Annotated in this window: 24 protein-coding genes and 1 pseudogene; 15 read left to right on the top strand and 10 right to left on the bottom strand. The window is 66.9% G+C overall.

Annotated features, from left to right (window positions below; genetic code table 11):
• Positions 1-11: 11 nt before the first annotated feature.
• Positions 12-521, bottom strand: coding sequence for an FxsA family protein (locus tag BMX96_RS07730; protein WP_073126860.1), 510 nt, complete (start codon positions 519-521; stop codon positions 12-14).
• A gap of 115 nt (positions 522-636) precedes the next feature.
• On the opposite strand from BMX96_RS07730, the gene BMX96_RS07735 reads away from it, so the two are divergent.
• From BMX96_RS07735 to BMX96_RS07745, 3 genes are read left to right on the top strand one after another with little or no spacing between them, the layout of a single operon-like run.
• Positions 637-1,305 (top strand): Tim44/TimA family putative adaptor protein, encoded by a 669-nt coding sequence (locus BMX96_RS07735; protein ID WP_091844979.1) that lies wholly within the window; start codon positions 637-639, stop codon positions 1,303-1,305.
• Positions 1,305-2,345: a murein transglycosylase A gene (gene mltA / locus BMX96_RS07740; protein ID WP_091844980.1), complete on the top strand. Its 1,041-nt coding sequence runs from the start codon at positions 1,305-1,307 to the stop codon at positions 2,343-2,345. Before BMX96_RS07735 ends, mltA begins: the two co-directional genes overlap by 1 nt.
• On the top strand, positions 2,345-2,962 hold the full coding sequence (locus BMX96_RS07745; protein ID WP_091844981.1) for a Smr/MutS family protein: 618 nt from the start codon (positions 2,345-2,347) through the stop codon (positions 2,960-2,962). Before mltA ends, BMX96_RS07745 begins: the two co-directional genes overlap by 1 nt.
• On the opposite strand, the gene BMX96_RS07750 is transcribed toward BMX96_RS07745, so the two are convergent.
• The 4 genes from BMX96_RS07750 to BMX96_RS07765 all read right to left on the bottom strand — a co-directional run bounded on the left by BMX96_RS07750 (position 2,921) and on the right by BMX96_RS07765 (position 10,150).
• Complete coding sequence (locus tag BMX96_RS07750) at positions 2,921-4,165, bottom strand: MFS transporter (protein WP_091844982.1); 1,245 nt, start codon at positions 4,163-4,165, stop codon at positions 2,921-2,923. The two genes, BMX96_RS07745 and BMX96_RS07750, sit on opposite strands and share 42 nt — an antisense overlap.
• A 92-nt stretch (positions 4,166-4,257) precedes the next feature.
• Entirely contained in the window at positions 4,258-5,562 is a 1,305-nt protein-coding gene (gene hslU, locus BMX96_RS07755; protein WP_091844983.1) for an ATP-dependent protease ATPase subunit HslU, read from the bottom strand.
• Between the two features lie 86 nt (positions 5,563-5,648).
• A complete protein-coding gene (locus BMX96_RS07760) occupies positions 5,649-8,807 on the bottom strand; it encodes an efflux RND transporter permease subunit (protein WP_091844984.1) in 3,159 nt (1,052 codons plus the stop codon).
• Positions 8,804-10,150, bottom strand: coding sequence for an efflux RND transporter periplasmic adaptor subunit (locus tag BMX96_RS07765; protein WP_175481683.1), 1,347 nt, complete (start codon positions 10,148-10,150; stop codon positions 8,804-8,806). Before BMX96_RS07765 ends, BMX96_RS07760 begins: the two co-directional genes overlap by 4 nt.
• 257 nt (positions 10,151-10,407) lie before the next feature.
• On the opposite strand from BMX96_RS07765, the gene BMX96_RS19610 reads away from it, so the two are divergent.
• Positions 10,408-10,575 (top strand): hypothetical protein, encoded by a 168-nt coding sequence (locus BMX96_RS19610; protein ID WP_175481684.1) that lies wholly within the window; start codon positions 10,408-10,410, stop codon positions 10,573-10,575.
• Here BMX96_RS19610 and BMX96_RS07770 read toward each other — a convergent pair.
• Positions 10,572-11,921 carry a FliI/YscN family ATPase gene (locus BMX96_RS07770; RefSeq protein WP_091844986.1) on the bottom strand — a complete coding sequence of 450 codons (1,350 nt, stop codon included), beginning with the start codon at positions 11,919-11,921 and terminating at the stop codon, positions 10,572-10,574. The genes BMX96_RS19610 and BMX96_RS07770 overlap by 4 nt on opposite strands.
• A gap of 65 nt (positions 11,922-11,986) precedes the next feature.
• Here BMX96_RS07770 and flgB point away from each other — a divergent pair, with 65 nt between their 5' ends.
• From flgB to BMX96_RS07820, 10 genes and pseudogenes are all read left to right on the top strand, one after another.
• Entirely contained in the window at positions 11,987-12,391 is a 405-nt protein-coding gene (flgB, locus tag BMX96_RS07775) for a flagellar basal body rod protein FlgB (RefSeq protein ID WP_091844987.1), read from the top strand.
• A 6-nt stretch (positions 12,392-12,397) separates the two neighbouring features.
• The gene (gene flgC / locus BMX96_RS07780) at positions 12,398-12,808 is read left to right on the top strand and encodes a flagellar basal body rod protein FlgC (protein WP_073126882.1); all 411 of its coding nucleotides are present in this window, start codon (positions 12,398-12,400) and stop codon (positions 12,806-12,808) included.
• 10 nt (positions 12,809-12,818) lie between these two features.
• Positions 12,819-13,136 carry a flagellar hook-basal body complex protein FliE gene (locus BMX96_RS07785; RefSeq protein WP_073126884.1) on the top strand — a complete coding sequence of 106 codons (318 nt, stop codon included), beginning with the start codon at positions 12,819-12,821 and terminating at the stop codon, positions 13,134-13,136.
• Entirely contained in the window at positions 13,136-13,405 is a 270-nt protein-coding gene (fliQ, locus tag BMX96_RS07790) for a flagellar biosynthesis protein FliQ (RefSeq protein ID WP_073126886.1), read from the top strand. Before BMX96_RS07785 ends, fliQ begins: the two co-directional genes overlap by 1 nt.
• Complete coding sequence (locus BMX96_RS07795) at positions 13,402-14,214, top strand: transglycosylase SLT domain-containing protein (RefSeq protein WP_091844988.1); 813 nt, start codon at positions 13,402-13,404, stop codon at positions 14,212-14,214. The genes fliQ and BMX96_RS07795 overlap by 4 nt, the downstream gene beginning before the upstream one ends.
• On the top strand, positions 14,211-16,301 hold the full coding sequence (gene flhA / locus BMX96_RS07800) for a flagellar biosynthesis protein FlhA (RefSeq protein WP_091844989.1): 2,091 nt from the start codon (positions 14,211-14,213) through the stop codon (positions 16,299-16,301). The genes BMX96_RS07795 and flhA overlap by 4 nt, the downstream gene beginning before the upstream one ends.
• A gap of 4 nt (positions 16,302-16,305) precedes the next feature.
• The gene (locus BMX96_RS07805) at positions 16,306-17,064 is read left to right on the top strand and encodes a flagellar biosynthetic protein FliR (RefSeq protein ID WP_073126892.1); all 759 of its coding nucleotides are present in this window, start codon (positions 16,306-16,308) and stop codon (positions 17,062-17,064) included.
• Between the two features lie 3 nt (positions 17,065-17,067).
• Complete coding sequence (locus tag BMX96_RS07810) at positions 17,068-18,192, top strand: EscU/YscU/HrcU family type III secretion system export apparatus switch protein (RefSeq protein ID WP_091844990.1); 1,125 nt, start codon at positions 17,068-17,070, stop codon at positions 18,190-18,192.
• Between the two features lie 175 nt (positions 18,193-18,367).
• Positions 18,368-19,249 (top strand): annotated as a pseudogene (locus BMX96_RS20180) (NAD(P)-dependent oxidoreductase); the annotation flags it as partial.
• Positions 19,246-19,962, top strand: coding sequence for a ThuA domain-containing protein (locus tag BMX96_RS07820; protein ID WP_091844991.1), 717 nt, complete (start codon positions 19,246-19,248; stop codon positions 19,960-19,962). The pseudogene BMX96_RS20180 and the gene BMX96_RS07820, both read left to right, overlap by 4 nt.
• 13 nt (positions 19,963-19,975) lie before the next feature.
• Here the strand turns inward: BMX96_RS07820 and BMX96_RS07825 are convergent, their stop codons facing one another.
• From BMX96_RS07825 to BMX96_RS07840, 4 genes are read right to left on the bottom strand one after another with little or no spacing between them, the layout of a single operon-like run.
• Positions 19,976-20,584, bottom strand: a complete 609-nt coding sequence (locus BMX96_RS07825) for a MotE family protein (protein WP_073126900.1) — start codon at positions 20,582-20,584, stop codon at positions 19,976-19,978.
• Between the two features lie 5 nt (positions 20,585-20,589).
• The gene (locus BMX96_RS07830; protein ID WP_073126902.1) at positions 20,590-20,949 is read right to left on the bottom strand and encodes a hypothetical protein; all 360 of its coding nucleotides are present in this window, start codon (positions 20,947-20,949) and stop codon (positions 20,590-20,592) included.
• Positions 20,930-21,850: a flagellar motor switch protein FliM gene (locus BMX96_RS07835; RefSeq protein ID WP_091844992.1), complete on the bottom strand. Its 921-nt coding sequence runs from the start codon at positions 21,848-21,850 to the stop codon at positions 20,930-20,932. The genes BMX96_RS07830 and BMX96_RS07835 overlap by 20 nt, the downstream gene beginning before the upstream one ends.
• Positions 21,847-22,401, bottom strand: a complete 555-nt coding sequence (locus tag BMX96_RS07840; protein ID WP_091844993.1) for a flagellar basal body-associated FliL family protein — start codon at positions 22,399-22,401, stop codon at positions 21,847-21,849. The genes BMX96_RS07835 and BMX96_RS07840 overlap by 4 nt, the downstream gene beginning before the upstream one ends.
• Before the next feature lie 158 nt (positions 22,402-22,559).
• On the opposite strand from BMX96_RS07840, the gene fliF reads away from it, so the two are divergent.
• Entirely contained in the window at positions 22,560-24,263 is a 1,704-nt protein-coding gene (gene fliF, locus BMX96_RS07845; protein ID WP_091844994.1) for a flagellar basal-body MS-ring/collar protein FliF, read from the top strand.
• Positions 24,264-24,272: the final 9 nt, after the last annotated feature.

Here is a 24,272-nt window from a genome sequence, read left to right on the forward strand (position 1 = left end):
CTATGAGCGCCTCAATGCCGTGTCCAGCCGGACGGACGGCGGTTCGGATCGGGGTCCTTGATCTCGACTTCCTCGTAGTCGCCTTCGATCACGCCGTCGCGTCTCGGCTGCCCACCGCGCCGCCGCGGATCCGGACCGGGGCCCTGCGGGCCGGGGCCTTGGGTGAATTGCCGCACCTCGATCCGGTCTCGCAGGAACCGGAACACGGCGCGCCTGACGGCCGGCACCAGAAGCGAGAACCCGACGGCGTCGGTAAAGAAGCCCGGTGTCAGCATCAGAGCACCGGCGAACAGGATCATGGCGCCCTGCGCCAGGGACTCGGTCGGATCACGCAAGTCGTTGAAAGACCGACGGATTTCGTTCATCGCCAGCGCGCCTTGCGATCGGACCAGCGCGGTGCCCGCAAGGGCGGTCAGCACGACGATCGCCAGGGTCCAGCCAAGGCCGATAAAGCCACCGATCTGTATGAACAGTGCGATCTCGATCAGCGGAATGCCGACGAACAGCGCAAACAACCACATGGCGGGCTCCTTCACAGGCGGGGGGCCGGTGGACTCGACCCTTTCGTGACCCTACATAGGGAGCAAGCCCGGGGTATGCCATGACGCGCCCCCGAAAACGCGGATTCGAGGTCCCATGAGTTCTGCCGTCATCCAGTTGCTGGTACTTGCCGGTATCGCGATTTTTCTGATCCTGCGCCTGCGCAATGCGCTCGGCACGCGCGACGGGTTCGAGAAGCCACCCCTGACCCGCGAGGAGACCGAGAAGTCTCTCGGCCGCGGTCGTCGTGATTTCGAAGTCATCGAGGGCGGCCCGGACCGGGACATCACCGATCACGTCGAGGAGGACTCGGAAAGCGCCAAGTCGCTGGCGGGCATGAAGATCGCCGAGCCGGGCTTCAACGTGGGCGAATTCCTGGGTGGCGCACGCGGCGCCTACGAGATGATCCTCGGCGCGTTCGAGAACGGCGACATTTCCGAGGTGCGCGGATTTCTCGACCCCGACGTGGCCGAGGCGTTCGACCAGGTCCTGGCTGATCGCAAGGAAAAGGGCCTGACCGTGCAAAGCGAGATCGTGGGCGTCCGCGATGTCGAACTGTACGAAGCGCGGTACGATCGCGACACCAAGGAGGCCGAGCTGACCGTTCGTTTCCTGGTCGAACTGACGGTCGCCGTGCGAGACAGCGCGGGCGAGATCATCGAGGGCGACCCGAACGAGATCAAGCGCCAGCGCGATACCTGGACGTTCGCCCGCACCATGGGCTCGGACGACCCGAACTGGGTGCTGGTCGCGACGGGCGAGTGATGCGGCGGCTTCTGGCCGCGCTATTTCTGACCGTGCCTCTCGTGGGCACGGCTTTCGCAACCGAGCCGCCCCGGCCCGAGCCGACCCGCACGATCCTGCGCTTCGACGATCTGAACGGCTGGGCGCAGGACGACCACGGCGCGGCACTGGACGTTTTCCTGAACACCTGCGGCGACATGCGCGATCTGGACTGGCTTGCCCTGTGCCGTGTTGCCGCCGACCAGACCGACGCCCGCCGCTTCTTCGAGATCTTCTTCCGACCGGTCCTGATCGAGGACGGTGAGCCGATGCTGTTTACCGGGTATTACGAGCCCGAGCTTCGCGGCTCGCGCTATCGCGGCGGGCCGTATCAGTACCCGCTCTACCGGGTCCCGGACGAGGCGCGCGAGGGGCTCTGGCTCAGCCGTGCCGAGATCGAGGAGGGCGATCTGCTTGCCGGACGCGGGCTCGAGATCGCATGGATCGATGACCCGGTGGACGTATTCTTCCTGCAGATCCAGGGGTCGGGCCGCGTGCGGCTGGACGACGGCACCGCGCTACGCGTGGGGTATGGCGGCAAGAACGGACACGACTACCGTTCGATCGGAATGGAACTTGTGCGTCGCGGCGAATACGAGCCGCACCAGGTCTCGGCTCAAGTGATCCGAAGCTGGGTGCGCCGGAACGGCGAAGAAGGCCGGCGGCTGTTGCACCACAACCCATCCTACGTGTTTTTCCGTGAAGTGACCGAAGTTCCGGCCAATCGCGGACCGCTGGGCGCGATGAACCGCTCGATCACCGACCTGCGGTCGATCGCGGTCGATCCAGCCTACGTCCCCCTCGGCGCGCCGGTATGGATCGAGAAGGGAGGAAAGGATCCGCTGAAACGCCTGACCATCGCGCAGGATACGGGGTCGCAGATCAAGGGCGCACAGCGGGCCGACATCTTCTTCGGCACCGGCGAAAAGGCGGGCCTACGTGCCGGACGCGTGAAGGATACGGGCCGCATGATCGTCCTGCTCCCCATCCAGCGGGCGCTGGCGCTGGCCGAGGAATTCTGATGTCCCGCCGCAAGGAACCCCGCCGGCTGCGCCCCGACGAAGAGGCGTTGTGGCAGCAGGTCGCCCGCCAGACCGCGCCGATGCATCCTGACCGGCGGTCCGAGCGTCCGGCCCAACCGGCAACGCCGCCGAGGGCCGGCACCGCCAAGGCCCCCGCGCGTCCCCACACCGACCTCAGCGGTTTTCGCATCGGCGGGGCCGCACCGCAGACCGCGGCGCGTCACGACCTGCACCCCGGCCTTTCGGACCAGCTGCGCGCGCAGCCCGTTCGGATGGACGCGAAAGCCTTCGGCCGGATGAAGCGCGGCAAGCTGCGGGTCGAGGCGCGGATCGACCTGCACGGGTTGACCCTGGCCGAGGCGCATCCCCGGCTCAACGGCTTCATCCTCGACGCCCACGCGGCGGGCAAGCGGCTGGTGCTGGTCATCACCGGCAAGGGCCGGGATCGCGACACCGACGGCCCGATGCCCATGCGGCGCGGGGCCCTGCGCCACCAGGTCCCACAATGGTTGGGGCAGGGGGCCTTGCGCAACGCCGTGCTGCAGGTGACCGAGGCGCATCGCGCCCATGGTGGCTCAGGGGCGTTCTACGTGTACCTGCGCCGCCCGGGGAAGTGATCCGGCGGACCGTCCCACGCCCATGGCGACCAAGCCTGCGGCGAACAGCATGTAGGCGGCGATCCCAAGCATCTGCTGCGGCAGGTCGAAGCCCAGGTCGATAAGCGCCCCGGTCAGCGCGGGGCCGATGGCCGTGCCCAGCACCATGATAGCGGTGGCCAGCGCCTTGATGGCGCCCAGGTGCCGCGTGCCGTAAAACTCGGCCCAGAAGGCGTTGGGTACGGTGTTGTTCAGACCTTGCGTGAAGCCCATCAGCCCGATGAACACCGCGGCCCAGGGCAGCGACGGCGCGAAGGCCAGCCCGGCGAAGCCAAGGGCCATGGGCAGCACGACGGTCGGCATCAGCCGCGCCGTTCCGATCCGGTCCACGATCCAGCCAGAGCCGAACATGGTCACCGTCGCGCAGGCGGTGAAGATCGGGAACAGCGCGACAAGGCCCACATGGCTCCAGCCCTTGGCGTCGGCCAGGTGCACCTGGTGGAAGAAGAAGGCGGTGCCGAAGGCGGCGGGCGCCAGCAGGGCAGGGACCATGAGCCAGAACAGACCGTGCCGCAGCATCATGGCGCGTGACCAGTGCAGATCGCGCATCCCGAAGCTTTGGTCGTCCATCGCAATGGATTGCGGCGTGCGTTCCAGCCGCAGCAGCGGCAGCAGCACCGGCACGAAGGCTAGCACGCCGACAGCGGACCACATCCACAGGCTGCGCCACGGGATGTCCGCCATCAGCGCCACGAAGATCAGCGGCAGGAACGCCTCGCCCAGCGACACGCCCAGCTTGCTGATCGAAAGGGCCTTGCCGCGCGACATGACGAACCAGCGGGCCATCGCCACCGTCGCGACCAGCGTCGCCATGCCTTGCCCGCAGAAGCGCAGGGCGAACACGGTGAAGACCAGCGCCCACCAGCTTTGCGCCATCGCCATCGACAGGCACGCCGCCGCCAGCAGGATCAGGACCAGAGGCCCCAGCACCCGCACCCGGAACGTGTCGGTCAGGATGCCGGTCCAGACCATGACAATGGCCGAGGCCGTGGTGCCCACCGAGTAGAGGAATCCCCAGTCGCCGTTCGACAGCCCGAACTCGTCGCGGATCTGCCCCGCGAAGACCGAGATGAAGAAGGTCTGCCCGAAGGACGAGCAGAAGGTCAGCAACACGCCCACGGTGAGAAAGGGCGCATTCGCGCGAAGAAAATTCAAAAAACCCATGGCCCGCTATCGCGCCGGACGCGGGCAATGGAAAGACCCGAAACGGGGACCCGGGTCAGATTCCGCGCTGCCCGGGCCGGTACAGCAAAGGCCTACAGCACGTAGCGCGACATGTCGGTCGAGCGGCTGAGTTCGCCCAGGTGGTCCTCGACGAAGGCGGCATCCACCGTGATCTCGGTGCCTGCCTTGTCGGGCGCCTCGAAGGACAGCTCCTCGAAGGTGCGTTCCATCACGGTGTAAAGGCGCCGGGCGCCGATGTTCTCGACCGACTGGTTCACCTCGGCCGCGATGCGGGCGAGCGCGGCGATGCCGTCCTCGGTGAAGGTGATCTTGACCTCCTCGGTGCCCATGAGCGCGGCGTATTGCCGGGTCAGGGCGTTGTCGGTTTCGGTCAGGATGCGGACGAAGTCCTCTTCGGTCAGCGCGCGCAGCTCGACCCGGATGGGCAGGCGGCCCTGCAGTTCGGGCAGCAGGTCGCTGGGCTTGGCCACGTGGAACGCGCCGCTGGCGATGAACAGGATGTGGTCGGTGCGGATTGGCCCGTGCTTGGTCGATACCACCGTGCCCTCGATCAGGGGCAGCAGGTCGCGCTGCACGCCCTCGCGGCTGACCTCGCCGCCGCGGGCGTCCTGCCGGGCGCAGACCTTGTCGATCTCGTCCAGGAAGACGATGCCGTTCTGCTCGACCGCCTCGACCGCGGCCTTGGTGACGGTTTCGTCGTCCAGCAGCTTGTCGGCCTCGTCGCTGAGCAGCAGGTCATAGCTGTCGGCGACGGTGACGCGCTTGCGGACCGTGCGGCCCTGGAAGGCTTTTCCGAACAGATCGCCCAGGTTCATCATGTTGCCGCCGGGCTGCATGCCGGGGATGTCCATGCCGCCCATGGGGTTCGACGTTTCACTGACCTCGATATCGATCTCGGTGGCGTCCAGCTCACCGGCGCGCAGCTTCTTGCGGAACATCTCGCGCGTTGACTCGCGGGCATTCTCGCCGGCAAGGGCCTCGATCACGCGATCCTCGGCCCGGGCCTCGGCGGTGGATTTCACCTCGTCGCGCATGTGATCGCGGGTCATGGTAATGGACTGTTCCACCAGGTCACGGATGATCTGCTCCACGTCCCGGCCGACATAGCCGACCTCGGTGAACTTCGTGGCCTCGACCTTCAGGAACGGCGCACGGGCCAGCTTGGCCAGGCGGCGGCTGATCTCGGTCTTGCCGACGCCGGTGGGTCCGATCATCAGGATGTTCTTTGGATAGACCTCGGCCTGCATCTCGGGCGCCAGCTGCTTGCGGCGCCAGCGGTTGCGCAGAGCCACCGAGACCGCGCGCTTGGCGTCCTTCTGGCCGATGATGAAGCGGTCGAGCTCCGAGACGATTTCGCGGGGGGTCAGGTCGGTCATGCGCGGTCCAGTGCCGTTGAGTGTTGCGCATACCTAGTCATCGGCGCGCACCGTGCAACCGGCATGGCGACCGGTTGCACCATGGCTCAGGCCCGCCGGACGCTGTCGGGCGCGTTCTCCAGCGCGTCCTCGTCGGCCTTTTCGCGGCCCCAGAACACCCCGCGCTTGCCTTCGCCGGCCCGTTCGAGCAGCGCGTAAAGCGCCGGGATGATCAGGATCCCCAGGAAGGTCGCCGCCGCCATGCCGCCCAGCGCGGCGGTGCCGATGGCATTGCGTGCCGCGGCGCCCGCACCGGTGGCAAGGACCAGTGGGACCATGCCGAAGACGAAGGCCAGCGCCGTCATCATCACCGCGCGATAGCGTTGCCGCGCGCCGAGGATCGCGGCCTCTGTGATGGGCATGCCTTCCTTGTGTCGGGCTGAGGCGAATTCGACGATCAGGATCGCGTTCTTCGCCGCCAGACCCACTAGCATCACCATGCCGATCTGGGCGTACAGGTTCGCGGTGAACCCGGTCAGCAGCAGCGTCACGGCGGCGCCGGCCATAGCGACCATGACCGAAAGCATGACGGCCAGCGGTTGCAGCCAGTTCTCGAACTGCGCCACGAGGAAGAGGTAGGCGAAGATGAAGGCCAGAACGAAGGCATAGACCGCCGCGTTGCCGGCCTGCTGCTGCTGGTAGGACGCGCCCGAGAACTGGTAGCTGTAGCCATCGGGCAGCTCGGCCTCGGCCACCTCGACCAGCGCCTGCAGCGCCTCGCCCGACGATGCGCCCTGGGCGGGGTTGCCGCTGATCGACGCGGTGGTGAACAGGTTGAAGCGCGGCAGGATATAGGGCCCGAACTCGGTCCGCAGGGTCGCGATGTCGCTGATCGACACGTTATCGCCTGCCGCGTTCTGGACGTAGAGCGAGGTGATATCCTCGGGCTCGGACCGGAAGGGCGCGTCGGCCTGGATCCGTACCTGGTAGACGCGGCCCTCGTAGATGAACTGGTTCACGAACCCGGTGCCAAGGGTCTGTCCCAGCGTGGAATAGACATCCGCCACGCTCAGCCCCAGTTGCGCCGCGCGGTCGGCGTTCACGTCGACGAAGATGCGCGGCACGTCGGCCGAGAACGTCGTGCGCACGCCGCCGATCTCGGGGCGCTGGTTGGCCGCCTGCACGAACGAACGCGCGACCTGCGCGACCTCTTCGGCGGGCTGGCCCTCGGTCGCCAGAACCTCGAAGCTCAGGCCGCCGACGCTGCCGGTGCCGGGGATCGCGGGGGGCGGGAAGGCGGCGATCTGCACGCCGGGGATCGTCTGAAACTGCGCATTCAGCTGCCCCAGTATCGGGAACAGGTCGCGCCGCGTGCCCCATGGCTTGAGTGTCGCGATGGCGATGCCCACCGAGGACCGCGACCCGCCGAGAAAGCTGAAGCCAGCCACCTGGATGACCGAGTCCACGCCGTCGGTGTCCAGGATGATGTCGCCGATCTCGCGCATCGTCTCGGTCGTGCGTTGCAGGGACGCGCCGTCGGGCAGGGACACGTCGACGAAGATGGCGCCCTGGTCCTCGGACGGGACCAGTTCCGTCGGCAGCGAGGTATAGGCCCAGCCGGCCACGGCGATGGCCGCGCCCAGCGCCGCCAGGGTCAGGATGCCCTTCGTCACGAAGAACTCGACCACCCGCGCGTAACCGTTGCGGGCCTTGTCTAGCCCCCAGTTGAACGGCTTGAAGACCGCCCAGGGCTTGCCCGTGCTTTGCAGAAGCCACCCGCACAGCGCCGGGGTCAGCGTCAGCGCCACTAGAGACGACAGCAGGACCGAGATCGACAGCGTCAGCCCGAATTGCCGGTAAAGCTGCCCCGACAGGCCCGGCAGCAGCGTCGTGGGCAGGAACACGGCCAACAGGACCAGCGTGGTCGAAATGATGGGCCCCGTGATCTCGCCCATGGCCTTGGTCACCGCCGCCCGGCCGGTCAGGTCGGATTCCTCCATGATGCGGCGGGCATTCTCGACCACCAGGATGGCGTCGTCCACCACCAGCCCGATGGCGAGGATCAGCGCCAAAAGCGTGATGACGTTGATCGAGAACCCGATGGCCAGCAGCAGCGCGAACGTTCCGATCAGCGACACGGGAATGGCGATCAGTGGGATGATCGTGGAGCGAAATCCCTGCAGGAACACGAACACCACGACCACGATGATCCCCGCCGTCAGCAGCAGAGTCTTCAGGATCTCCTCGATCGTGATCCGGACATAGTCGGTCGTGTCGTAGATGACCTCGTAGCTCAGCCCCTCGGGAAACGAGTCCTGAAGCCGGTCAAGCTCGCCCTGCACCTGCTCCATCGTGTTCAGGGCATTGGCGCCCGGGGCCTGGTTCACCTGCACGGTCAGGCTGGGCCGCTCATTCAGGAACGAGTTGCTGGAATAGTCCTGCGACCCGAGCTCGACCCGGGCGACGTCGCGCAGCCGCACGATGCCGCCGTTTTCGCCCGATCGCAGGATCACGTCCTCGAACTGCGCGGGGTTCGAGAACCGGCCACTGGACGTTACGGTATAGACCAGCGCCTGTCCGTCCACGGCGGGTGCGGCGCCCACCTGCCCCAGCGCGGCGGCCAGGTTCTGGCTGCGCACGGCATTGGTGATATCGGCGGGCGACAGGCCCAGCGCGCTCATCTTGCCGGGGTCGGTCCAGATCCGCAGCGCGTAGTTCGACGGTCCCAGCACCGATGCGTTGCCCACGCCGTTGATCCGTTGCAGCGCGGTGGTGACGTTGGTCGAGACGTAGCTGGCCGCGTCGATCAGGCTCAGGTCACTCTCGGCGTCCACGGGGAAGGCAACGGCGGCCAGGAAGTTCGGGCTTTGCGTGGTCACCGTCACACCCTGGTCAACGACCGAGGTCGGAAGCTGCGGCGTGGCCAACTGCACGCGGTTGCTGACATTGACCTGCGCGATGTCGGGGTCGGTGCCGATCTCGAAGGTGATCGACAGCGAATAGGTCCCCTGGTTCGACGACGAGGATGACATGTAGATCATCCCGTCCACCCCGTTGATCGCCCGTTCCAGCGGGGCGCCGACGGTTTCGGCCAGCACGGTACTGTCGGCGCCGGGGTAGGCGGCGCTGACCTGCACGGTCGGGGGCGAGATGTTGGGATATTGCGTGATCGGCAGCGCGAAGACCGAGATGCCGCCCGCGATGACCAGCACGAGGCTGATGACCGCGGACAGCCGCGGCCGGTCGATGAACAGTTTCGAAATCATTGCCCCGGGGCCCCGTCCATGCCCGTGCCCCGGCGCGGATCGACCGTCGCGCCGTCCTGCAACCGCATGGAGCCGCGGGTGATGACCCGTTCGCCACCCTCGAGACCCGATGTCACCGCGACCATGCCGGGCATGCGGGCCGCGGCGGTTTCGATCGGCAGGCGCGTCACCGTGTCGTCGTCGCGCACCACCCAGACGGCGCGCCCGTCGCGACCCAGCTGCACCGCGGCCTGCGGGATCACGGGCAGTTCGGGCGGATCTGCCTCGGTCACCCTCAGCGTTACGTTCTGGTTCGGCAGAAGCAGGCCGTCGGGGTTGGGAAACTCCACCCGCACCTCGACCGTGCCGGTCTGCGGATCGACGCTGTTGCCGACGAAGGACAGCGACCCGGCGGCGTCGTAGGGCGATCCGTCGGGCAGGATCAGGTTGAGATCGTATTCCGAGATATCAGGCGTGTCGTCCCCGGCCGAAGCGGACCCGGCTTCCGCAGTTGTTTCGCCGCTGGTTGCCTTGGTGTCGTCGCCGATCGGGGCAGTGTCGCCCTGACCGATGCCCAGCCGCTGCCACGCGATCAGGCGGTTCTCGCCCAGCGCGAAGACCCCCCAGATCGGGTCCATCTGGATCAGGTCGGCCAGAGGTCCCTCGGCCGCGCTGACATAGTTGCCGCGCGTCTCGAACGGCTCGGACATGCGGCCGTCGATGGGGGCTTCGATCGAGGTGTAGTCCAGGTCCAGCTGCGCCTGCCGCACCGCCGCTTCGGCCTGCAAGAGCGCGCCGCGCGCCTGCTCGAACGCGGCCTGGCTTTCGTCCAGCACCGCCTCGGCGATGGTGCCGGATTCGCGCAGGCCGCGGTCCCGTTCCAGGCTGCGTTCGGCGTTTTCCAACCGCGCCTGTGCCGCTGCACGCTGCGCCTCGGCCGATTGTAGCGCCGCGTCGTATTGCGCGGTGTCGATCTGGAACAGAAGGTCGCCCTCGGCCACGTCCTGTCCGCCCTGAAAGGCGACCTCGTCGATGAAACCGGGCACGCGCGCCTGGACCGAGACACGTTCGATCGGCTCGATCCGGCCCAGGAACTCGAACACCTCGCCGACCGATCTCTGCTCGGCCACCTCGAAGACCACGGCGGGGGGCGCCTGCTGGCCCTGGCCTTGCTGCTGGCCTTGGGCCTGCGCCTCGATCCCCAGCAGTTCGCCGATGAAGGCGGGGACCGGGACCTCGCCGACGAGCGGCAGCTCGATGGACGGGTCGGAGGCGGACGATTGGTCCTGCTCCTGGGCGGGAACGGCGAATGCGGTGGCGATCAGCCCGGTTAGGGCTGCGGCCGAGAATAGTCTGGAAGTCACGGGGACGGATCCTGGCGGCAGGTGCGGTTGCCCAGTGATCTAAGCGGGGCCGTGCCTTTGTCGAAAAAAACGTCCCGGCGGGAACCGGCCTGCACGCTTCGCAACCCCGCGCCGATTGGCGGTCCGGGATTACTCCGGAACAGTGATTGAAATCTTTTTCTTTTCGCGGTCTAGCCGAAGATTTGCCGGGACCGTCCGCGATGGTACATCATGGCCGAAGAAATTGGCTGGACGAGCTTCTAGTGAAAGCCGGACCGATGCGTCCCAACCAGCCGCCCCTGAACACGCTGCCCAACCACAGTATCGACTGGCTTTGCCTTGCGATACTGGTGCTGGCCTTGATCTACGCCGTCGCACAACTGTTCGTGACCGGCCAGTCGAACAGCGAACCCGACTACTTCGCGGCCGCCGTGTCGGTGGCTTAGCGGCCGGGATCCAGGCTGATCCCGCTGCTGTCCAACAGACCGGCCATCAACGCGAACGTATCCTCGTCGCCGGGCACGTCATGCGGCCCCTGGGTGAGGAACGGATCGACCCGCGCGGCCAGCTCGATCGCGTGGTCGAGATCGGGATTGCTGCCCGGCTTGTAGGCCCCGATCCGCACCAGTTCGGCCATGTCCTCGTAACTCGCCAACGCGGCATGCGCGGCGCGGCGCACCGCGTTCTGCGCGTCGGTATGCGCAGCGGGCAGGGTCCGCGACACCGATGTCAGCACGTCGATGGCCGGATAGCGTCCCTTTTCCGCGATGGCCCGATCCAGCACGACGTGCCCATCGGTGATCCCGCGCACCGCGTCGGCGATCGGGTCGGACATGTCGTCGCCGTCCACCAGCACGGTGAAGATCGCGGTGATATCACCCGCGTCGCCCGACCCGGGGCCGGCCCGTTCCAGAAGCTGCGGCAGTTCCGAAAACACCGTGGGCGGATAGCCCTTGGTCGTCGGCGGCTCGCGGCTGGCAAGACCGATCTCGCGCTGGGCCATGGCGAAGCGGGTGACGCTGTCCATCAGCAACAGCACGTGCTTGCTACGGTCGCGGAAATGCTCGGCCACCGCCATGGCGGTCCACGCGGCCTGGCGGCGGGACAGGGGCGCCTCGTCGCCCGTCGAGACCACCAGCACCGACCGCGCCAGACCTTCTTCGCCCAGGTCGCGGGTGATGAAGTCCTGCACCTCGCGGCCGCGTTCGCCCACCAGCGCCATGACCACGACGTCTGCCTCGGTCTCGCGCGCGATCATCGCCATGAGGGTCGACTTGCCCACCCCCGAGCCCGCGAAGATGCCGATGCGCTGACCCTGGCAAAGCGGCGCGAAGATATCGAGCGCACGGATGCCGGTGCGCAGTTTCGGCCCGATGCGGCGACGGGCGAAGGCATTGGGCGGTTCGGCACGAGTGGGCCGGGACCGCGGTCCTTCGTGCAGGTGGCCCTTGCCGTCGATAGGCTGCCCGGCGGCGTTGATGACCCGGCCCACCCAGCGGTCATCGGGGCGGATCGCGTCGCTGACCGGATCGACCTCGACCGTGTCGCCCGCGCTGACCCCCTGCCACGACCCGAAGGGCAGAAGCTCGGTTCCGCGGGGGCCGATGCCCACGACCTCGGCCCTGACGGCGCCGCGGCGGCCGCGCACGATGCAGCGCGCGCCGATGCCCACCGCGCGCTCGATTCCCGTGGCCGTCAGGCTGATGCCGGTGATCGACGCCACCTCGCCGCTGATCCGCGCCTCGCCGGCGTTGCGCGCAAAGCTCGTCAGTTCCGAGAAGGTCGTGCTCATGAATAAATCCTAGACCGACGAGGCTATTCATGGCATTTAAAGGATAGATACAGGATAAAATCAAGATGAGCATCACCGATCTATCCTTTTTCAACTTGGCGTCCGACCGGCTGAGCTGGCTTTCGGCGCGCCAGAAGGTGACGGCGGAAAACATCGCCAACGCCAATACCCCCGATTACCGCGCCAAGGATGTCAGCAGCTTCGCCGAGATGTTGCAGGGCAACCGCACCGGCAACGTGCGCCTGGCCACGACGGACCCGCGCCACATCACTGGATCGGGTGGGCCGGTGAACGCGAACGTCCGCGAGGGCACCGACCGCGCATCGGTGATCCGCACCATCGACGGCAACGGCGTGGACCTGGAAGACCAGGCCATCCGGGCGGCCGAGATCGCCGACCAGCACCGGCTGGCGACCGAGCTCTACCGCAAGGGGTTCGAGATGCTGTCGATGTCGGTGAGAAAGAGGTAACGAGACATGGATCCGCTCAGCGCCATCGCCCGCATCGCCGCCTCTGGCATGACCGCGCAGACCGAACGTCTGCGCATCGTGTCGGAAAACGTCGCCAATGCCGACAGCACCGGCACGACGCCCGGTTCCGATCCCTATCGCCGCAAGACCGTGACGTTCGAGCAGATGCTCGACCGCGACACCGGTGCCACGGGGGTCGAGATCGGCCAGGTGGGTCGCGACGACAGCCCGTTCCAGCTGCATTTCGACCCCAGCCACCCGGCGGCCAATGCCGATGGCTACGTGAAGCGGCCGAACGTCGACCCGGTGCTCGAGATGGCGAACATGCGCGAGGCATCGCGTAGCTACGAGGCCAACATGAACCTGTTCGAAGCCGGCCGCCGCATGCGCGGCCAGATGCTCGACCTGCTGAAGTAAGGGGCGCGCGATGACCGATCCGTCCATGATCTCGTCCGGCCTGGTGCGCGGCGCCTATGCGTCGTCGCGCTCGCTGCAAGGGGGCGAGTCGAACGCGGCCAAGGACGCCGCTTCGGGTTTTGCCGAGATGGTGCAGGATGCGGCGCAGTCCGCCGTGGAAAAGGTGCGCAGCGGCGAAGAGGTCGCGGCCGCCGGATTGCGCGGCGAGGCCGGCACGCAGGAAGTGGTCGAGGCCGTCCTGGCGATGCAATCCACCGTCGAAGTCGCCGTGTCCGTGCGCGACCGCTTCGTCGAGGCCTACCAGGAAGTGCTGAGAATGCCGATCTGATGACCGAGACGCAGGCCTACGACATCCTGTCCGACACCGTGTGGGCCGTGCTGCTGGCCTCGCTTCCGGTGCTGGCGATCGCGCTGATCATCGGCCTGGGAATCGCGTTTTTCCAGGCGCTGACGCAGATCCAGGAAATGACGCTGACCTTCGTGCCGAAGATCGTGGCGATCTTCTTCGGCCTGCTGCTGTCGATGCCCTTCATGTACGCGACGCTGAACGGCCTTTCGGACACGATCTTCGACCTGATCCGCCGGGGCGGGCTGTGAGGCTGCTGGCCGTCACCCTGCTGGCCCTCGCGCTGGCCGTTCCCGCGCAAGCCGCCGATGGCTGGCGCGCCTTCTACGGCGCGAAACCGACCGCCCAGTCCGGTCAGACCGTGCGCCGGGGCCACAACATGACCGCTTCCGAGGCGACCGGTCCGCACGATACGGCCGAAATCGCCGCTGGGACCGTCTGCCTGCGTGAAATCCTGGCGGCACAAACCCGACACAACATCCCCAACAACCTGCTGCTGGCCATCGGTTTGCAGGAGGCGGGCACGACCCATCGCGGCAAGACCACCGTCTGGCCCTTCGCCGTCAACGCGGCAGGTGAGGGCCGGCTGTTCGACACCGAGGCCGAGGCGCAGGACTTCGTCCGGTTGCGCCAGTCGCAGGGCGTGAACTCGATCGACGTGGGCTGCATGCAGATCAACCTCCGCTGGCATCCCGATGCCTTCGCCGACCTGGACGAGGGCTTCGATCCGCAGCTGAACGTGGAATATTCCGCCCGTTTCCTGAAGCGCCTGGCGGTCGAGCTGGGCAGCTGGCGCGCGGCCGCGGGCGCCTATCACTCCCGCGCGCCCGAATTTCGCGACAAGTACCTGGCGCGGCTGGACGGCAATGTGGCGCGCGCGCAGTCCCGCGTGGCCGAGATCCGCGAACGCGTGGCCGCCGCGCCGCCCTATCGTCGTCGCAGCGCCCCCTCGGCCCATTTCGGCGTGGTGGGCTGGGGCGCGCAGCTGGGCGGCGGCGGACGCGGCACGCTTTATTCCGGGGGCGAGGTCAGCCCCCTGCTTGCGAGCGTGAACAGATGAGCATGGCGCCCGATACCATCGGCGCCCGTTTCCTGCGTCTCGGCGTGGGCAAGGACGTGGGCTTCGCGCTGGCCGTCATCATGGTGCTGGCGATCCTGTTCCTGCCGCTGCCGCCCCTGCTGCTGGACCTCGGGCTGGCCCTGTCGCTGTCGGTCAGCGTGCTGATCCTGATGGTTGCGCTGTGGATCCCGAAACCGCTCCAGTTCAACTCGTTCCCGACGCTGCTGCTGGTCGTCACCATGCTGCGGCTGTCTCTGAACGTCGCCTCGACCCGGCTGATCCTGTCGGAGGGGCACACCGGCATGTCGGCGGCGGGGGGCGTGATCGAAGGCTTCTCACGCTTCATCGTGGCGGGCAACTTCGTGATCGGCGTGGTGATCTTCGTGATCCTCGTCGTCATCAACTTCGTGGTCATCACCAAGGGCTCGACCCGGATCGCCGAGGTGTCGGCGCGGTTCTCGCTTGACGCCATGCCCGGCAAGCAGATGGCGATCGACGCCGACATGGGCGCCGGGCTGATCGACGAGGACGAGGCCCGCCGCCGCCGCAAGGATCTGGAGGACGAAAGCGCCTTCTTCGGCGCCATGGACGGTGCGTCGAAATTCGTGCGCGGCGACGCGGTGGCCGGCATCATCATCGTGCTGATCAACGTGCTGGGCGGCATCGCCATCGGCGTGCTCCAGCGCGGCATGCCCGTTGGCGATGCGGCCAACGTCTTCACCTCGCTCACCATCGGCGACGGGCTGGTCAGCCAGATCCCCGCGCTGGTCGTGTCGCTGGCCGCGGGCCTGATCGTGACCAAGGGCGGAACCGAGGGCGCGGCGAACGAGGCGGTGCTGGGCCAGCTGTCGAGCTTCCCAAAGGCCATGTACATGTCGGCGGGCATGCTCTTTTGCATCGGCCTGCTGCCAGGATTTCCCACGCTGATTTTCTCGATGCTGGCGGCCGGGCTCGCCGGTATGGGCTATGTCCTGCAGGACGCGGCCACCGCCCGCGCCGCCGTGGCCGAGCGCGAGGCCGCCGCGAAGGACGCCGCCGCGGCGGCCCAAAGCGAGGAGAAGGCCGACGACCCCGCCAAGCTGGACGAGCTGCGGCTCGTGATGGGCGAGGGGCTTCTGAGCCTCGCGGGAAAGACCGGCGCGATCCTGCCTGGCAAGATCAAGTCCCTGCGCAGCCATTTCGTCGAGGATTTCGGCTTCCACATGCCGTCAGTGCGCATCCGAGACGACGCTACACTGCCCAGCCGGACCTACGTGGTCGAGATCCACGGGGTCGAGGTCGCCCGGGGCGAGATCCGGGCCGAGGGGATGATGGTCATCAACCCCGACGGCGCGCCGCTGGACCTGCCGGGCGAGGCCACGAAGGAACCGACCTTCGGCTTGGATGCGCTGTGGGTGGACGACAAGACCGCGCAGGAGGCCGAGCGGCGCGGCCTGACCGTGGTCGATCCCGAAAGCGTGCTGATCACCCACCTGACCGAGATCGTGAAGGACAACATGTCCGACATCCTGACCTACGGCATGGTCAAGGACCTGATCGACGGGATGGACCGCAATTACCAGAAGCTGGTGACCGACCTTCCGGCCACCAGCCCCGCGATCCTGCTGCAACGGGTGCTGCAGAACCTGCTGCTGGAACGCGTGTCGATCCGCAACCTGCCCCTGATCGTCGAGGCCATCGCCGAGATCGCGCGCCAGACGACCAATGTCGACCTCGTGCTCGAGCATGTGCGCAAGCGGCTGTCGGCGCAGATCTGCAAGGACCTGATGGGCGACGACGGGTTCATGCCGGTCATCACCATGTCGCCCGCCTGGGAGACCGAATTCATCGAGGCGATCCGCGTCACGGGCGACGAGCGCAACTTCGTCATGTCGCCCAAGCGCGTGCAAGAATTCGTCCTCGCCGCCCGGCAGGAGATCCAGTCCTTCGCCACGCAGGACCGCTGGCCGCCGATCATGGTGGCGCCCGAGGCGCGCCGCTTCGTGCGGTCGATGCTGGAACGGGTCAGCCCCATGACGCCCGTGATCTCGAACGGCGAAATCCACCGCAAGGCGGCACTGAAGACCGTCGCCACCATCGGGTCGTGACCCGATGAGCTGGCTCGAGGCCTTCGCGACATCCACCATCCTGGGATTCTTCGTGGTCTTCGCCCGGCTGGGATCGGCCCTGATCTTCATGCCCGGTTTCGGTGAAACGGCGATCCCCGTGCGCGAGCGTCTTCTGATCGCGCTGGTGCTGGCCGCGTCTCTGTATCCCGTCATGGGCATCGGCCCGATGGAGGAGGGGCGGCCCATGGCGCTGGCGCTTCTTTTCGGGGCCGAGGTAACGGTGGGGCTGTGGATCGGGCTGGTGGCGCGGACGTTGCTGTCGGCGCTGCAGTTCGCGGGCTACCAGATCGCGCTGATGTCGGGCCTGGCGAACGCGCTTGCCCCCAATGTCGGCGCCTTCCAGGGGGCCACGTCGCTGGCCGCGATGCTGCTGATGGGGGCCGTGGCGCTGATCTTCATCACCGACCTGCATCACCTGATCATCGGCTCGCTGGTCATGTCCTACGAGGTTTTCGCCGTCGGGCAGCTGCCCATCGCGGGCCTTGCCGACCAGTTTGCCCGCGCGGCGCAGTTGAGCCTTTACATCGGGCTGTCCATCGCCGCGCCGTTCTTCGTCGCGGGCGTCGTGCTGAATATCGGCATGGGTCTGGCCAACCGCATGATGGCGACGCTCCCGGTGTTCTTCGTCGCCCAGCCTTTGCTGATCGCGGCGGCGCTGGGCCTGATGGTTTTGGCGATCCCGGCGATGATGATGGGTTTCCTCCAGCCGTTCTCGGACTGGCTGACGACGTTCGGGTTCTGAGCCATGTCTGACGATCAGGACAAGTCACAGAAGACAGAGGAACCGACCGACAAGAAATTGCGCGACGCGCGCAAGAAAGGCGACGTTCCGCAGTCGCGCGAGACCGGGACGGCGATGGTGGTGTTCGCGCTGCTGATGGGCGTGATTTTCGTCGCGCCGGCCGCGATGACGCGGCTGTCCGGTCTCTATCACGGCCTGATCGTGCAATCGGGGCAGATCGGTCTCGGCACCCACGCGGCCGGCGTGCGGGACGTGGGCGGCGTGATGTATTCCCTATCGGTGGGGTCTTTCCTGGCGTTGGCGCCGCTCCTGGGGATCATGGTCGCCGCCGCGCTGTTCGGGGTCATGGTGCAGGGCGAGACCGTCGTCGCGCTGGAACGGATCAAGCCCAAGCCCGAGAAGCTGAACCCGCTGTCGGGCTTCACGAAGCTGTTTTCACCCGATGCGCTGGTCGAGTTCGGCAAGAACATGGGCAAGGTGCTGATCGTCGGCGTGATCTCGGGCTGGGCCCTGATGGATTTGGCCGGCCGACTGGCCCAGTCGGAATCGCTGGTGCCCGAGACGCTGACCGCCGAAACCGGCGCCTCGGTCCGGTGGATCCTGTTGATCACCGCGTCGGTGCTGGTGCCCATCGCGCTGGCCGACATCCTCTGGAAGCGGTCGTCGTGGAAGAAGAAGCAGATGATGAGCCTGAAAGAGGTCCGCGACGAGCACAAGGACAGCGAGGGTGACCCGCAGATCCGCGCCCGCAGGGCCGAGCTGCGGATGGCCCGCGCCCGCCAACGTATGGCGCAGGCGATCCCGACGGCCAGTGTCGTTCTGACCAACCCGACCCACTACGCCGTCGCGCTGAAATACGAGCAGGGCGTCGACCAGGCGCCGTTCTGCGTCGCCAAGGGTGCCGACCACATGGCCGCCCGGATCCGCGAACTGGCCCGCGAACACGAGGTGCCCATCGTCGAGAACAAGCCGCTGGCCCGCGCGTTGCACGCTGCGGTCGAGCTCGACGACCAGGTGCCGGTCGAACACTGGCAGGCGGTGGCCGAGATCATCGGCTTCATCATGGGCCTGAAACGCGACAGCCGCCTTGCCCCGCCCGAAGGCTCGCGCCTGCGGGAAGAGCTGTAGACACGGCACCAGGCGGACGAATTTCCCCAGACTGGATATCGAAACATCCAGATCGGAAGGATTGCGGCGCACCTATCTGCCGACTTGATCATTACCCTCGCAACGGTGGGCCCGGCACGGGCTCACAGGGGGAGGAGATCAGTATGAACCTGTCGAAACCGGATCGCATGGCCGGAGGTCCCGCGTGAGCCGCGTCGGCTTCGCCGGGCTGGGGCGGATGGGTGGCCACATGGTGCGCAACCTGTCGCGCGCGGGGCATGATCTCGTCCTGTGGAACCGCTCGCCGGACAAGGCCCAGGCGCTTGCGGCCGAGATTGGATGCGCCGTCGCCGATAGCCCCGCCGATCTCGCCTCGAAAGCGGACGTGGTCATCACGATGCTGGCCGACGATCCGTCGTCCCTGGCCGTTCACATGGGTCCTGACGGTCTTTTCGCCGGGAACGGCGCCACGATCTTCGTCGAGATGGGCACCATGAGCCCCGATCACATCGCCGATCTCGCCGCGCAGGCGCCGGAAGGAACGCAGGTCATCGACGCCCCGGTATCGGGCGCGACCCAGGCCGCCGCCGACGGCGCGCTGATGATCATGGCGGGATGCACCGATGCGGACGCAGACCCCCTGCGCCCGCTTTTCGACGCCATGGGCAAGCAAACCATCTGCCTTGGCACGGTCGGGTCGGGCGCGGTGATGAAGCTGGCCGTCAATTCCCTGATTCACGGTATCAACCAGACCCTGGCCGAGGCGATGACCCTGGCCGAGGCCACCGGGATCGCACCCGAGAAGGCGTTCGACGTGATCGAGGCGTCGGCGGCCTGCGCGCCCATGCTGAAATACCGCCGGCCGCTTTACCTGGACGAGGCCGCGCACGACGTGACCTTCACCGTCTCGCTGGCCGAGAAGGACATGTCCGTCACAGCGGCGCTGGCCGACCGGCTGGGCATCGCGATACCGCAGGGTAAGGTGACGCTCGCCAAGCTGTCCGAGGCCAGCGCCGCCGGTTTCGCCGAGCGGGACATGGCATCGATCCTTAATTTCATGCGGGAGAAGAACAAATGAAGGCAGCCCTGTTCGTCGGCGGCTGGGAAGGCCACACGCCGACCCATTTCGCGGACTGGTATGAAGCCCTGCTGAAGGACAACGGCTTCGAAGTCGCGATCTACGACACGCTCGAACCGCTTGAACGTCCCGAGGATCTTGCCGATCTGGACCTGATCACGCCCATCTGGTCCTCGGCCCGATCGGGCCACCAGGAAGAGTTCGGCAACATGACCAAACCGCAGGAGGACGGCCTGCTCAAGCTGATCGGCAACGGGTGCGGTCTTGCCGGGTGGCACGGTCACATGGGCGACGCGTTCCGCGACCGGCCGACCTATCACTTCCTCATCGGCGGACAGTTCGTGGCCCACCCGCCGGGATGGCCCGACAACCTGCAACCGCGTGAGGATTACATCGACTACGACGTGACGATCTGTAAACCCGGTCACCCGCTGGTCGAGGGCATCAAGAGCTTCCGGATGCGGTCCGAGCAGTATTACATGCTGGTCGACCCCTCGAACGAGGTGCTGGCGACCACCACCTTCTCGGGCGATCACCTGTGGTGGATCGAGGGGACCGTGATCCCCGTCACCTGGACCCGGCGGTGGGACAGGGGGCGCGTCTTCTACTGCTCCATCGGCCACGAGCTGGACGATCTGAAGGTGCCCCAGGTCACCGAAATGATCCGCCGCGGCGCGATCTGGGCGGCCGAGGGAAAGGCTGCGGCGGGCTGAAGGCGGCCCGGGGCTACTGAAGCTTCAGCCCAGACAGGTTCTGGTCGCCGGGCAGGCGCGAGCGTTCGAGGATGATCTTCGAGATCGCCCGCGCGCGGTTCAGGTTCAGCTTGCCCAGGATCTGGGCCGCGTCACGTTCGGGCATGGCCGACAGAACCAGCGTCGCGGTTTCGATATCCATCTCGTCCATGATGCCCGACGCGATCTCGGGCTTCATGTTCTGATACAGCGCGACGAGCTTGGTCAGGTCTTGGTTATACGCCTCTTCCACCCGTGCGATCTGGCCCTCGATGGCGTCGCGCAGGGTGGCCAGCCGCTCGCGCTCGGCCCGCAGGCTGTCCTCGGCCAGCTGCGCCTCGGCCTCGCGGTCGGCCATTTCCTGGCGCTGGCGGTTCAGAAGCTCGCGTTCCTCGGCAATGGCGGCGACGATGGCATCCGAGCTTTCGCAGACCGGCGCATCGATGATCGACTTGGCGGCGGGCTGCGCGGGAAGGGCTTCCTCGGCGGCGAATGCCTGGCCCGACCGGGCGATCCCGTCGGTGAGGGTCGGCATCAGGACCGCTGCCGCCTTGACCCCGACGACGCAGAGAAGACCGGCGATGACCAGTTTCGGGGGGCTCATTCGCATCACGACCCGTCCTTTTCGTTCGATTTTCCATCCCGCGTCATGTCGAAGAACGTGCGCACGAGGTCAGATTTCCCGTGCGGGCGAGGGGGCGCGGCCTTCCTCGCCGCCTTGGGGCTTTCCGTCTGACGCGGGGTCGCGGACGACCCGGTGTCGGCCTTCGCCGGACGATCGCTCAGGTCGCGCAGGGCGGCGACGGATTGGGCCGAGCGGTCGACGGCGTCCGAGAACTCCCCGACCATCGGCTGGATGTCCCGCAGCGCGGCCATCAGGGCTTTCAGCTTGCGGTCGAGCAGGTAGGCGTAGCCGATCGTGCCGACCAGCAGCACCAGGATCACGGTATCAATCAGTCCGGGAAACATGCTTCAACGCCTCCTCGCTCGTGACAAGTCGTTCGGTCACCCGCAGCGCCAGGGACCCGTTCGCCCGGTGCCCGAAGGCGCCGCGCAGGGCGGGCGTGCCGTTCACGGTGCCGGTGATCGGCTCTTCCGGCGTGACACCCAGGTCGATCACCTGGCCCTTCTGCCACGCCAGCACCTCGCTCAGGGACACGCGGATATGGGTCAGGACGGCGGTCAGCTTCAGCTCGGCATCGGCGATGGTCTGGCCCATCTCGCTGTCCCAGCCACCGGGCCCTTCCTCGAGCCCGCCGTGGAACGGTGCGGCCAGGATGCCGCGCACCTCGCCGAAGCTGCCGTAGGGGATCAGCAGGCTGACATGACCGCGCCGGCCGTCCAGGTCGATGGCATAGCGCGCCAGGAAGGATGGCGTGCCGGGTTGAGCGAGAACCAGCGCCTTGGGCATGGTTTCGACCAGATCGTGCTCGAACGTTGTCTCGAGTACGTGGCCAAAGCAATTCTGAACCACGTTCAGCACCAGTTCGGCCACCTTCAGTCCGATCGACCGTTCGATGGCGGTAAAGCTGCGCGGTTTCCAGTCGCCCGGCTTGCCCTTGGATCCGCCCAGCATCAGCTCGAGCACCGAGAACAGAAGGTCCGGCTCGACCACGCAGGCGACCCGGCCGGTCCACGGATGCGCCTTCACCACGCTGATCAGGCAGGGCTGCGGCAGGGTCTCGACGGCGACGTCGCAGCGCATGTCCTGCCGGCTTTTCTCCTCGATCTCGGGAAGGATCGACAGGAAGCTCTTGAACGCCAGCGGCAGCGCGATGGCGAACCGGTCGAGGATCATGTCCAGCGTGGGAAGCTGCTGGGGGTTCTCGCGCGCGTGGCGAATGATCTCTTCTTCCAGGTGCAGGGTCATTGGATCACCAGGTCGGAAATCAGGATGTCGCGCGGTGCGTCGGTGTGGCCCACGGCACGCGCCCGGCGCAGAAGCTCGGATTTCAAGAGCGCGATCCCGCGCGCACCCTGAAGATCGGCCACGTTCAGCGAGCGCAGGAAGCTCTGGAACGCGTCCCGGATATAAAGCTCGCGCGCGGTCAGTTGCGCCGCGCCCGGTGCGGTTTCGTCGAACACCATGAGCAGGTTCACCTTCAGGAACCGGCTGGTCTGGCGTCCGTCGGCGGTGGTGTCGGTGACATTCACGATCATCTCGGGGAACGGCATCAGCGGCATGTCGCTTTGCGTGATCTGCGGCGCGTCGGGCCCACCTTCGCCGTCCTGACCGCCGTCGGATTCGTCCGCGTGGTCAGTGGAATTATCCTTGGCCTGTTCTTGCTCGTTCTCTGCGGGATCGCCGCCCAGGCCGACGATGGCCATGGCGCGCTCGGGCCCCACGGCCAGCACCGCGCCGCCCGCGACGAGAACCGGCGCCAACAGCGCAATAATCGGTATAAGGAGCTTTTTCTTCATCGCTCGACGTATTTCCGACGCAGTCCGGTTGCAGGCTTTGGCTATGTCCCGATCGTCACGATATTCTCAAGTTTTGCAAGGACAGAAATTTTTATCCTTGCTTGTGCGACCCTTTTGCCGGAGCCTACAAAGAAAAAGAGGCAGGTTCGGGGCGACAGATGAAAGATCTGATCGAGAACATGAAGGCGCTGGGCGCGCGCCGGCTGGCCATGCTGGGCGTGGTCGGTGCCGTGATCCTTGGCGGCGTCCTGTTGGGCGCGACCACGGTTTTCGCGCCGGTCTACACGCCGCTCTACTCGCAAGTGTCTCCCGCCGCCGCGTCGCAGATGGTCCAAAGCCTTGAGCAGAGCGGCATCCCCGTGCGGCTGTCGCGCAACGGCGACATCATCTCGGTGCCCGAGGGGGACCTGGCCCGTGCGCGCATGGCCATCGCCGACAGCGGCCTGCCCAGCGAAGGCACACCGGGGTGGGAGCTGTTCGACGACATGTCGGGCATGGGCATGAACACATTCATGCAACGGGTGAACAAGCTTCGCGCGCTGGAGGGCGAGCTGGCCCGGTCGATCCAGACCATCAACGGGATCGAGGCCGCGCGCGTGCACCTTGTCCTTCCCGAGCGCGAGGCATTCTCCCGCGAACGGGCGCAGCCCTCGGCCTCGGTCATCGTGCGCACGGGACCGAACCGGTCGCTGTCGCGCCGTCACGGCCAGGCGATCCAGGCGCTGGTCGCCTCGGCCGTTGCCGATCTCGACACCAGCGGGATCACCGTTCTGTCGGCCACCGGCGAGACGATCGTGGCGGAAGAGGATACCGGAAGTTCCGACACGTCGCTGACCAGCCAGCGCGCCGAGATCGAGGAGCGGCTGGAAGCCAGCGTCGCGTCGATCCTGAACGCGCGCGTGGGTCCCGGCAACGCCCGGGTGCGGGTGAGCGTCGACCTGACCAACGAACGCGAGGTGCGCCGCACCACCAGCTATGACCCCGGCCAGCAGGTCGCCCGCTCGGTCGAGACGCGCAGCCAGTCCTCGGACGAGACCGACCCCGCCGACGGCGCCGTGGACGCGGGGAACAACATCCCCGAGGCCCTGCAGGACGAAGGCGGGGGCGGGCAGGGGACCCGGTCAACCAACTCGAGCGACGAGATCATCAACTACGAGATCGGCACGGTGCAGTCCGAAACCGTGCGCGAACCCGGCGACATCGAGCGCATCACGGTCGCCGTTCTGGTCAACGGTCTCTACGAAGAGGTCGACGGCGAGACGGTGTTCAACGACCGCAGCCCCGAAGAGCTGGCGCGTCTGGAAAACCTGGTGAAAACGGCCATCGGGTTCTCGGCCGATCGCGGTGACGAGGTGCAGATCGACAGCCTGGAATTCCGTGGTTACGACGGTGACCTGACCATGCCCACGGGCGGCGGGGTCGGCGGTTTCGTCAGCGACAACGCCACCACGATGCTGCGCGCGGTGTTCGGCCTTGCCGCCATCGCCATGGTCCTGTTCCTCGGCCGTCAGCCGTTGCGCATGGTGCTGGATGCTGCCCTGCCGTCGCCGGAGTTCGCCGGGGTGCCCGCCGGGGCGCTGGAGGGTGGCGGACCGTCGCAAGCCGATGGCGGACAGGGGCAGCGGGCCCTGCCACAGGGCCAGTCGGCCCCGCGACAGATCACGGGCCCGACGGCGGACGATCAGCGTCAACTGGCGGGTGAGGTCCTGAATTTCGACGATCCGCGCGGCAAGGAGTTGGTCCAGGTAGCTTCCGTCGATGGCGGCGTGGCGCGGTCGCAGCTGAAAACCGTCAGCGCCATGGCCGAGCAGTATCCCGACGAGGCGCTGCGCGTCCTCAACTCCTGGCTGACCGAGAGGTAACGTTATGAT

It is taken from the genome of Palleronia pelagia, assembly GCF_900110115.1.
GTDB lineage: Bacteria > Pseudomonadota > Alphaproteobacteria > Rhodobacterales > Rhodobacteraceae > Palleronia > Palleronia pelagia.

Bases quoted from the DNA above. Each gene is read 5' to 3' on its own strand.
- hslU (WP_091844983.1), bottom strand. From the start codon at position 5,562: ATGACCGACCTGACCCCCCGCGAAATCGTCTCGGAGCTCGACCGCTTC.
- fliF (WP_091844994.1), top strand. From the start codon at position 22,560: ATGAAAGATCTGATCGAGAACATGAAGGCGCTGGGCGCGCGCCGGCTG.
- BMX96_RS07760 (WP_091844984.1), bottom strand. From the start codon at position 8,807: ATGATTTCGAAACTGTTCATCGACCGGCCGCGGCTGTCCGCGGTCATC.
- mltA (WP_091844980.1), top strand. From the start codon at position 1,305: ATGCGGCGGCTTCTGGCCGCGCTATTTCTGACCGTGCCTCTCGTGGGC.
- BMX96_RS07735 (WP_091844979.1), top strand. From the start codon at position 637: ATGAGTTCTGCCGTCATCCAGTTGCTGGTACTTGCCGGTATCGCGATT.
- BMX96_RS07785 (WP_073126884.1), top strand. From the start codon at position 12,819: ATGACCGATCCGTCCATGATCTCGTCCGGCCTGGTGCGCGGCGCCTAT.
- BMX96_RS07805 (WP_073126892.1), top strand. From the start codon at position 16,306: ATGAGCTGGCTCGAGGCCTTCGCGACATCCACCATCCTGGGATTCTTC.
- flgC (WP_073126882.1), top strand. From the start codon at position 12,398: ATGGATCCGCTCAGCGCCATCGCCCGCATCGCCGCCTCTGGCATGACC.
- fliQ (WP_073126886.1), top strand. From the start codon at position 13,136: ATGACCGAGACGCAGGCCTACGACATCCTGTCCGACACCGTGTGGGCC.
- BMX96_RS07825 (WP_073126900.1), bottom strand. From the start codon at position 20,584: ATGAGCCCCCCGAAACTGGTCATCGCCGGTCTTCTCTGCGTCGTCGGG.
- BMX96_RS07750 (WP_091844982.1), bottom strand. From the start codon at position 4,165: ATGGGTTTTTTGAATTTTCTTCGCGCGAATGCGCCCTTTCTCACCGTG.
- BMX96_RS07830 (WP_073126902.1), bottom strand. From the start codon at position 20,949: ATGTTTCCCGGACTGATTGATACCGTGATCCTGGTGCTGCTGGTCGGC.
- BMX96_RS19610 (WP_175481684.1), top strand. From the start codon at position 10,408: ATGCGTCCCAACCAGCCGCCCCTGAACACGCTGCCCAACCACAGTATC.
- BMX96_RS07745 (WP_091844981.1), top strand. From the start codon at position 2,345: ATGTCCCGCCGCAAGGAACCCCGCCGGCTGCGCCCCGACGAAGAGGCG.
- BMX96_RS07810 (WP_091844990.1), top strand. From the start codon at position 17,068: ATGTCTGACGATCAGGACAAGTCACAGAAGACAGAGGAACCGACCGAC.
- BMX96_RS07840 (WP_091844993.1), bottom strand. From the start codon at position 22,401: ATGAAGAAAAAGCTCCTTATACCGATTATTGCGCTGTTGGCGCCGGTT.
- flhA (WP_091844989.1), top strand. From the start codon at position 14,211: ATGAGCATGGCGCCCGATACCATCGGCGCCCGTTTCCTGCGTCTCGGC.
- BMX96_RS07820 (WP_091844991.1), top strand. From the start codon at position 19,246: ATGAAGGCAGCCCTGTTCGTCGGCGGCTGGGAAGGCCACACGCCGACC.
- BMX96_RS07730 (WP_073126860.1), bottom strand. From the start codon at position 521: ATGTGGTTGTTTGCGCTGTTCGTCGGCATTCCGCTGATCGAGATCGCA.
- BMX96_RS07835 (WP_091844992.1), bottom strand. From the start codon at position 21,850: ATGACCCTGCACCTGGAAGAAGAGATCATTCGCCACGCGCGCGAGAAC.
- flgB (WP_091844987.1), top strand. From the start codon at position 11,987: ATGAGCATCACCGATCTATCCTTTTTCAACTTGGCGTCCGACCGGCTG.
- BMX96_RS07770 (WP_091844986.1), bottom strand. From the start codon at position 11,921: ATGAGCACGACCTTCTCGGAACTGACGAGCTTTGCGCGCAACGCCGGC.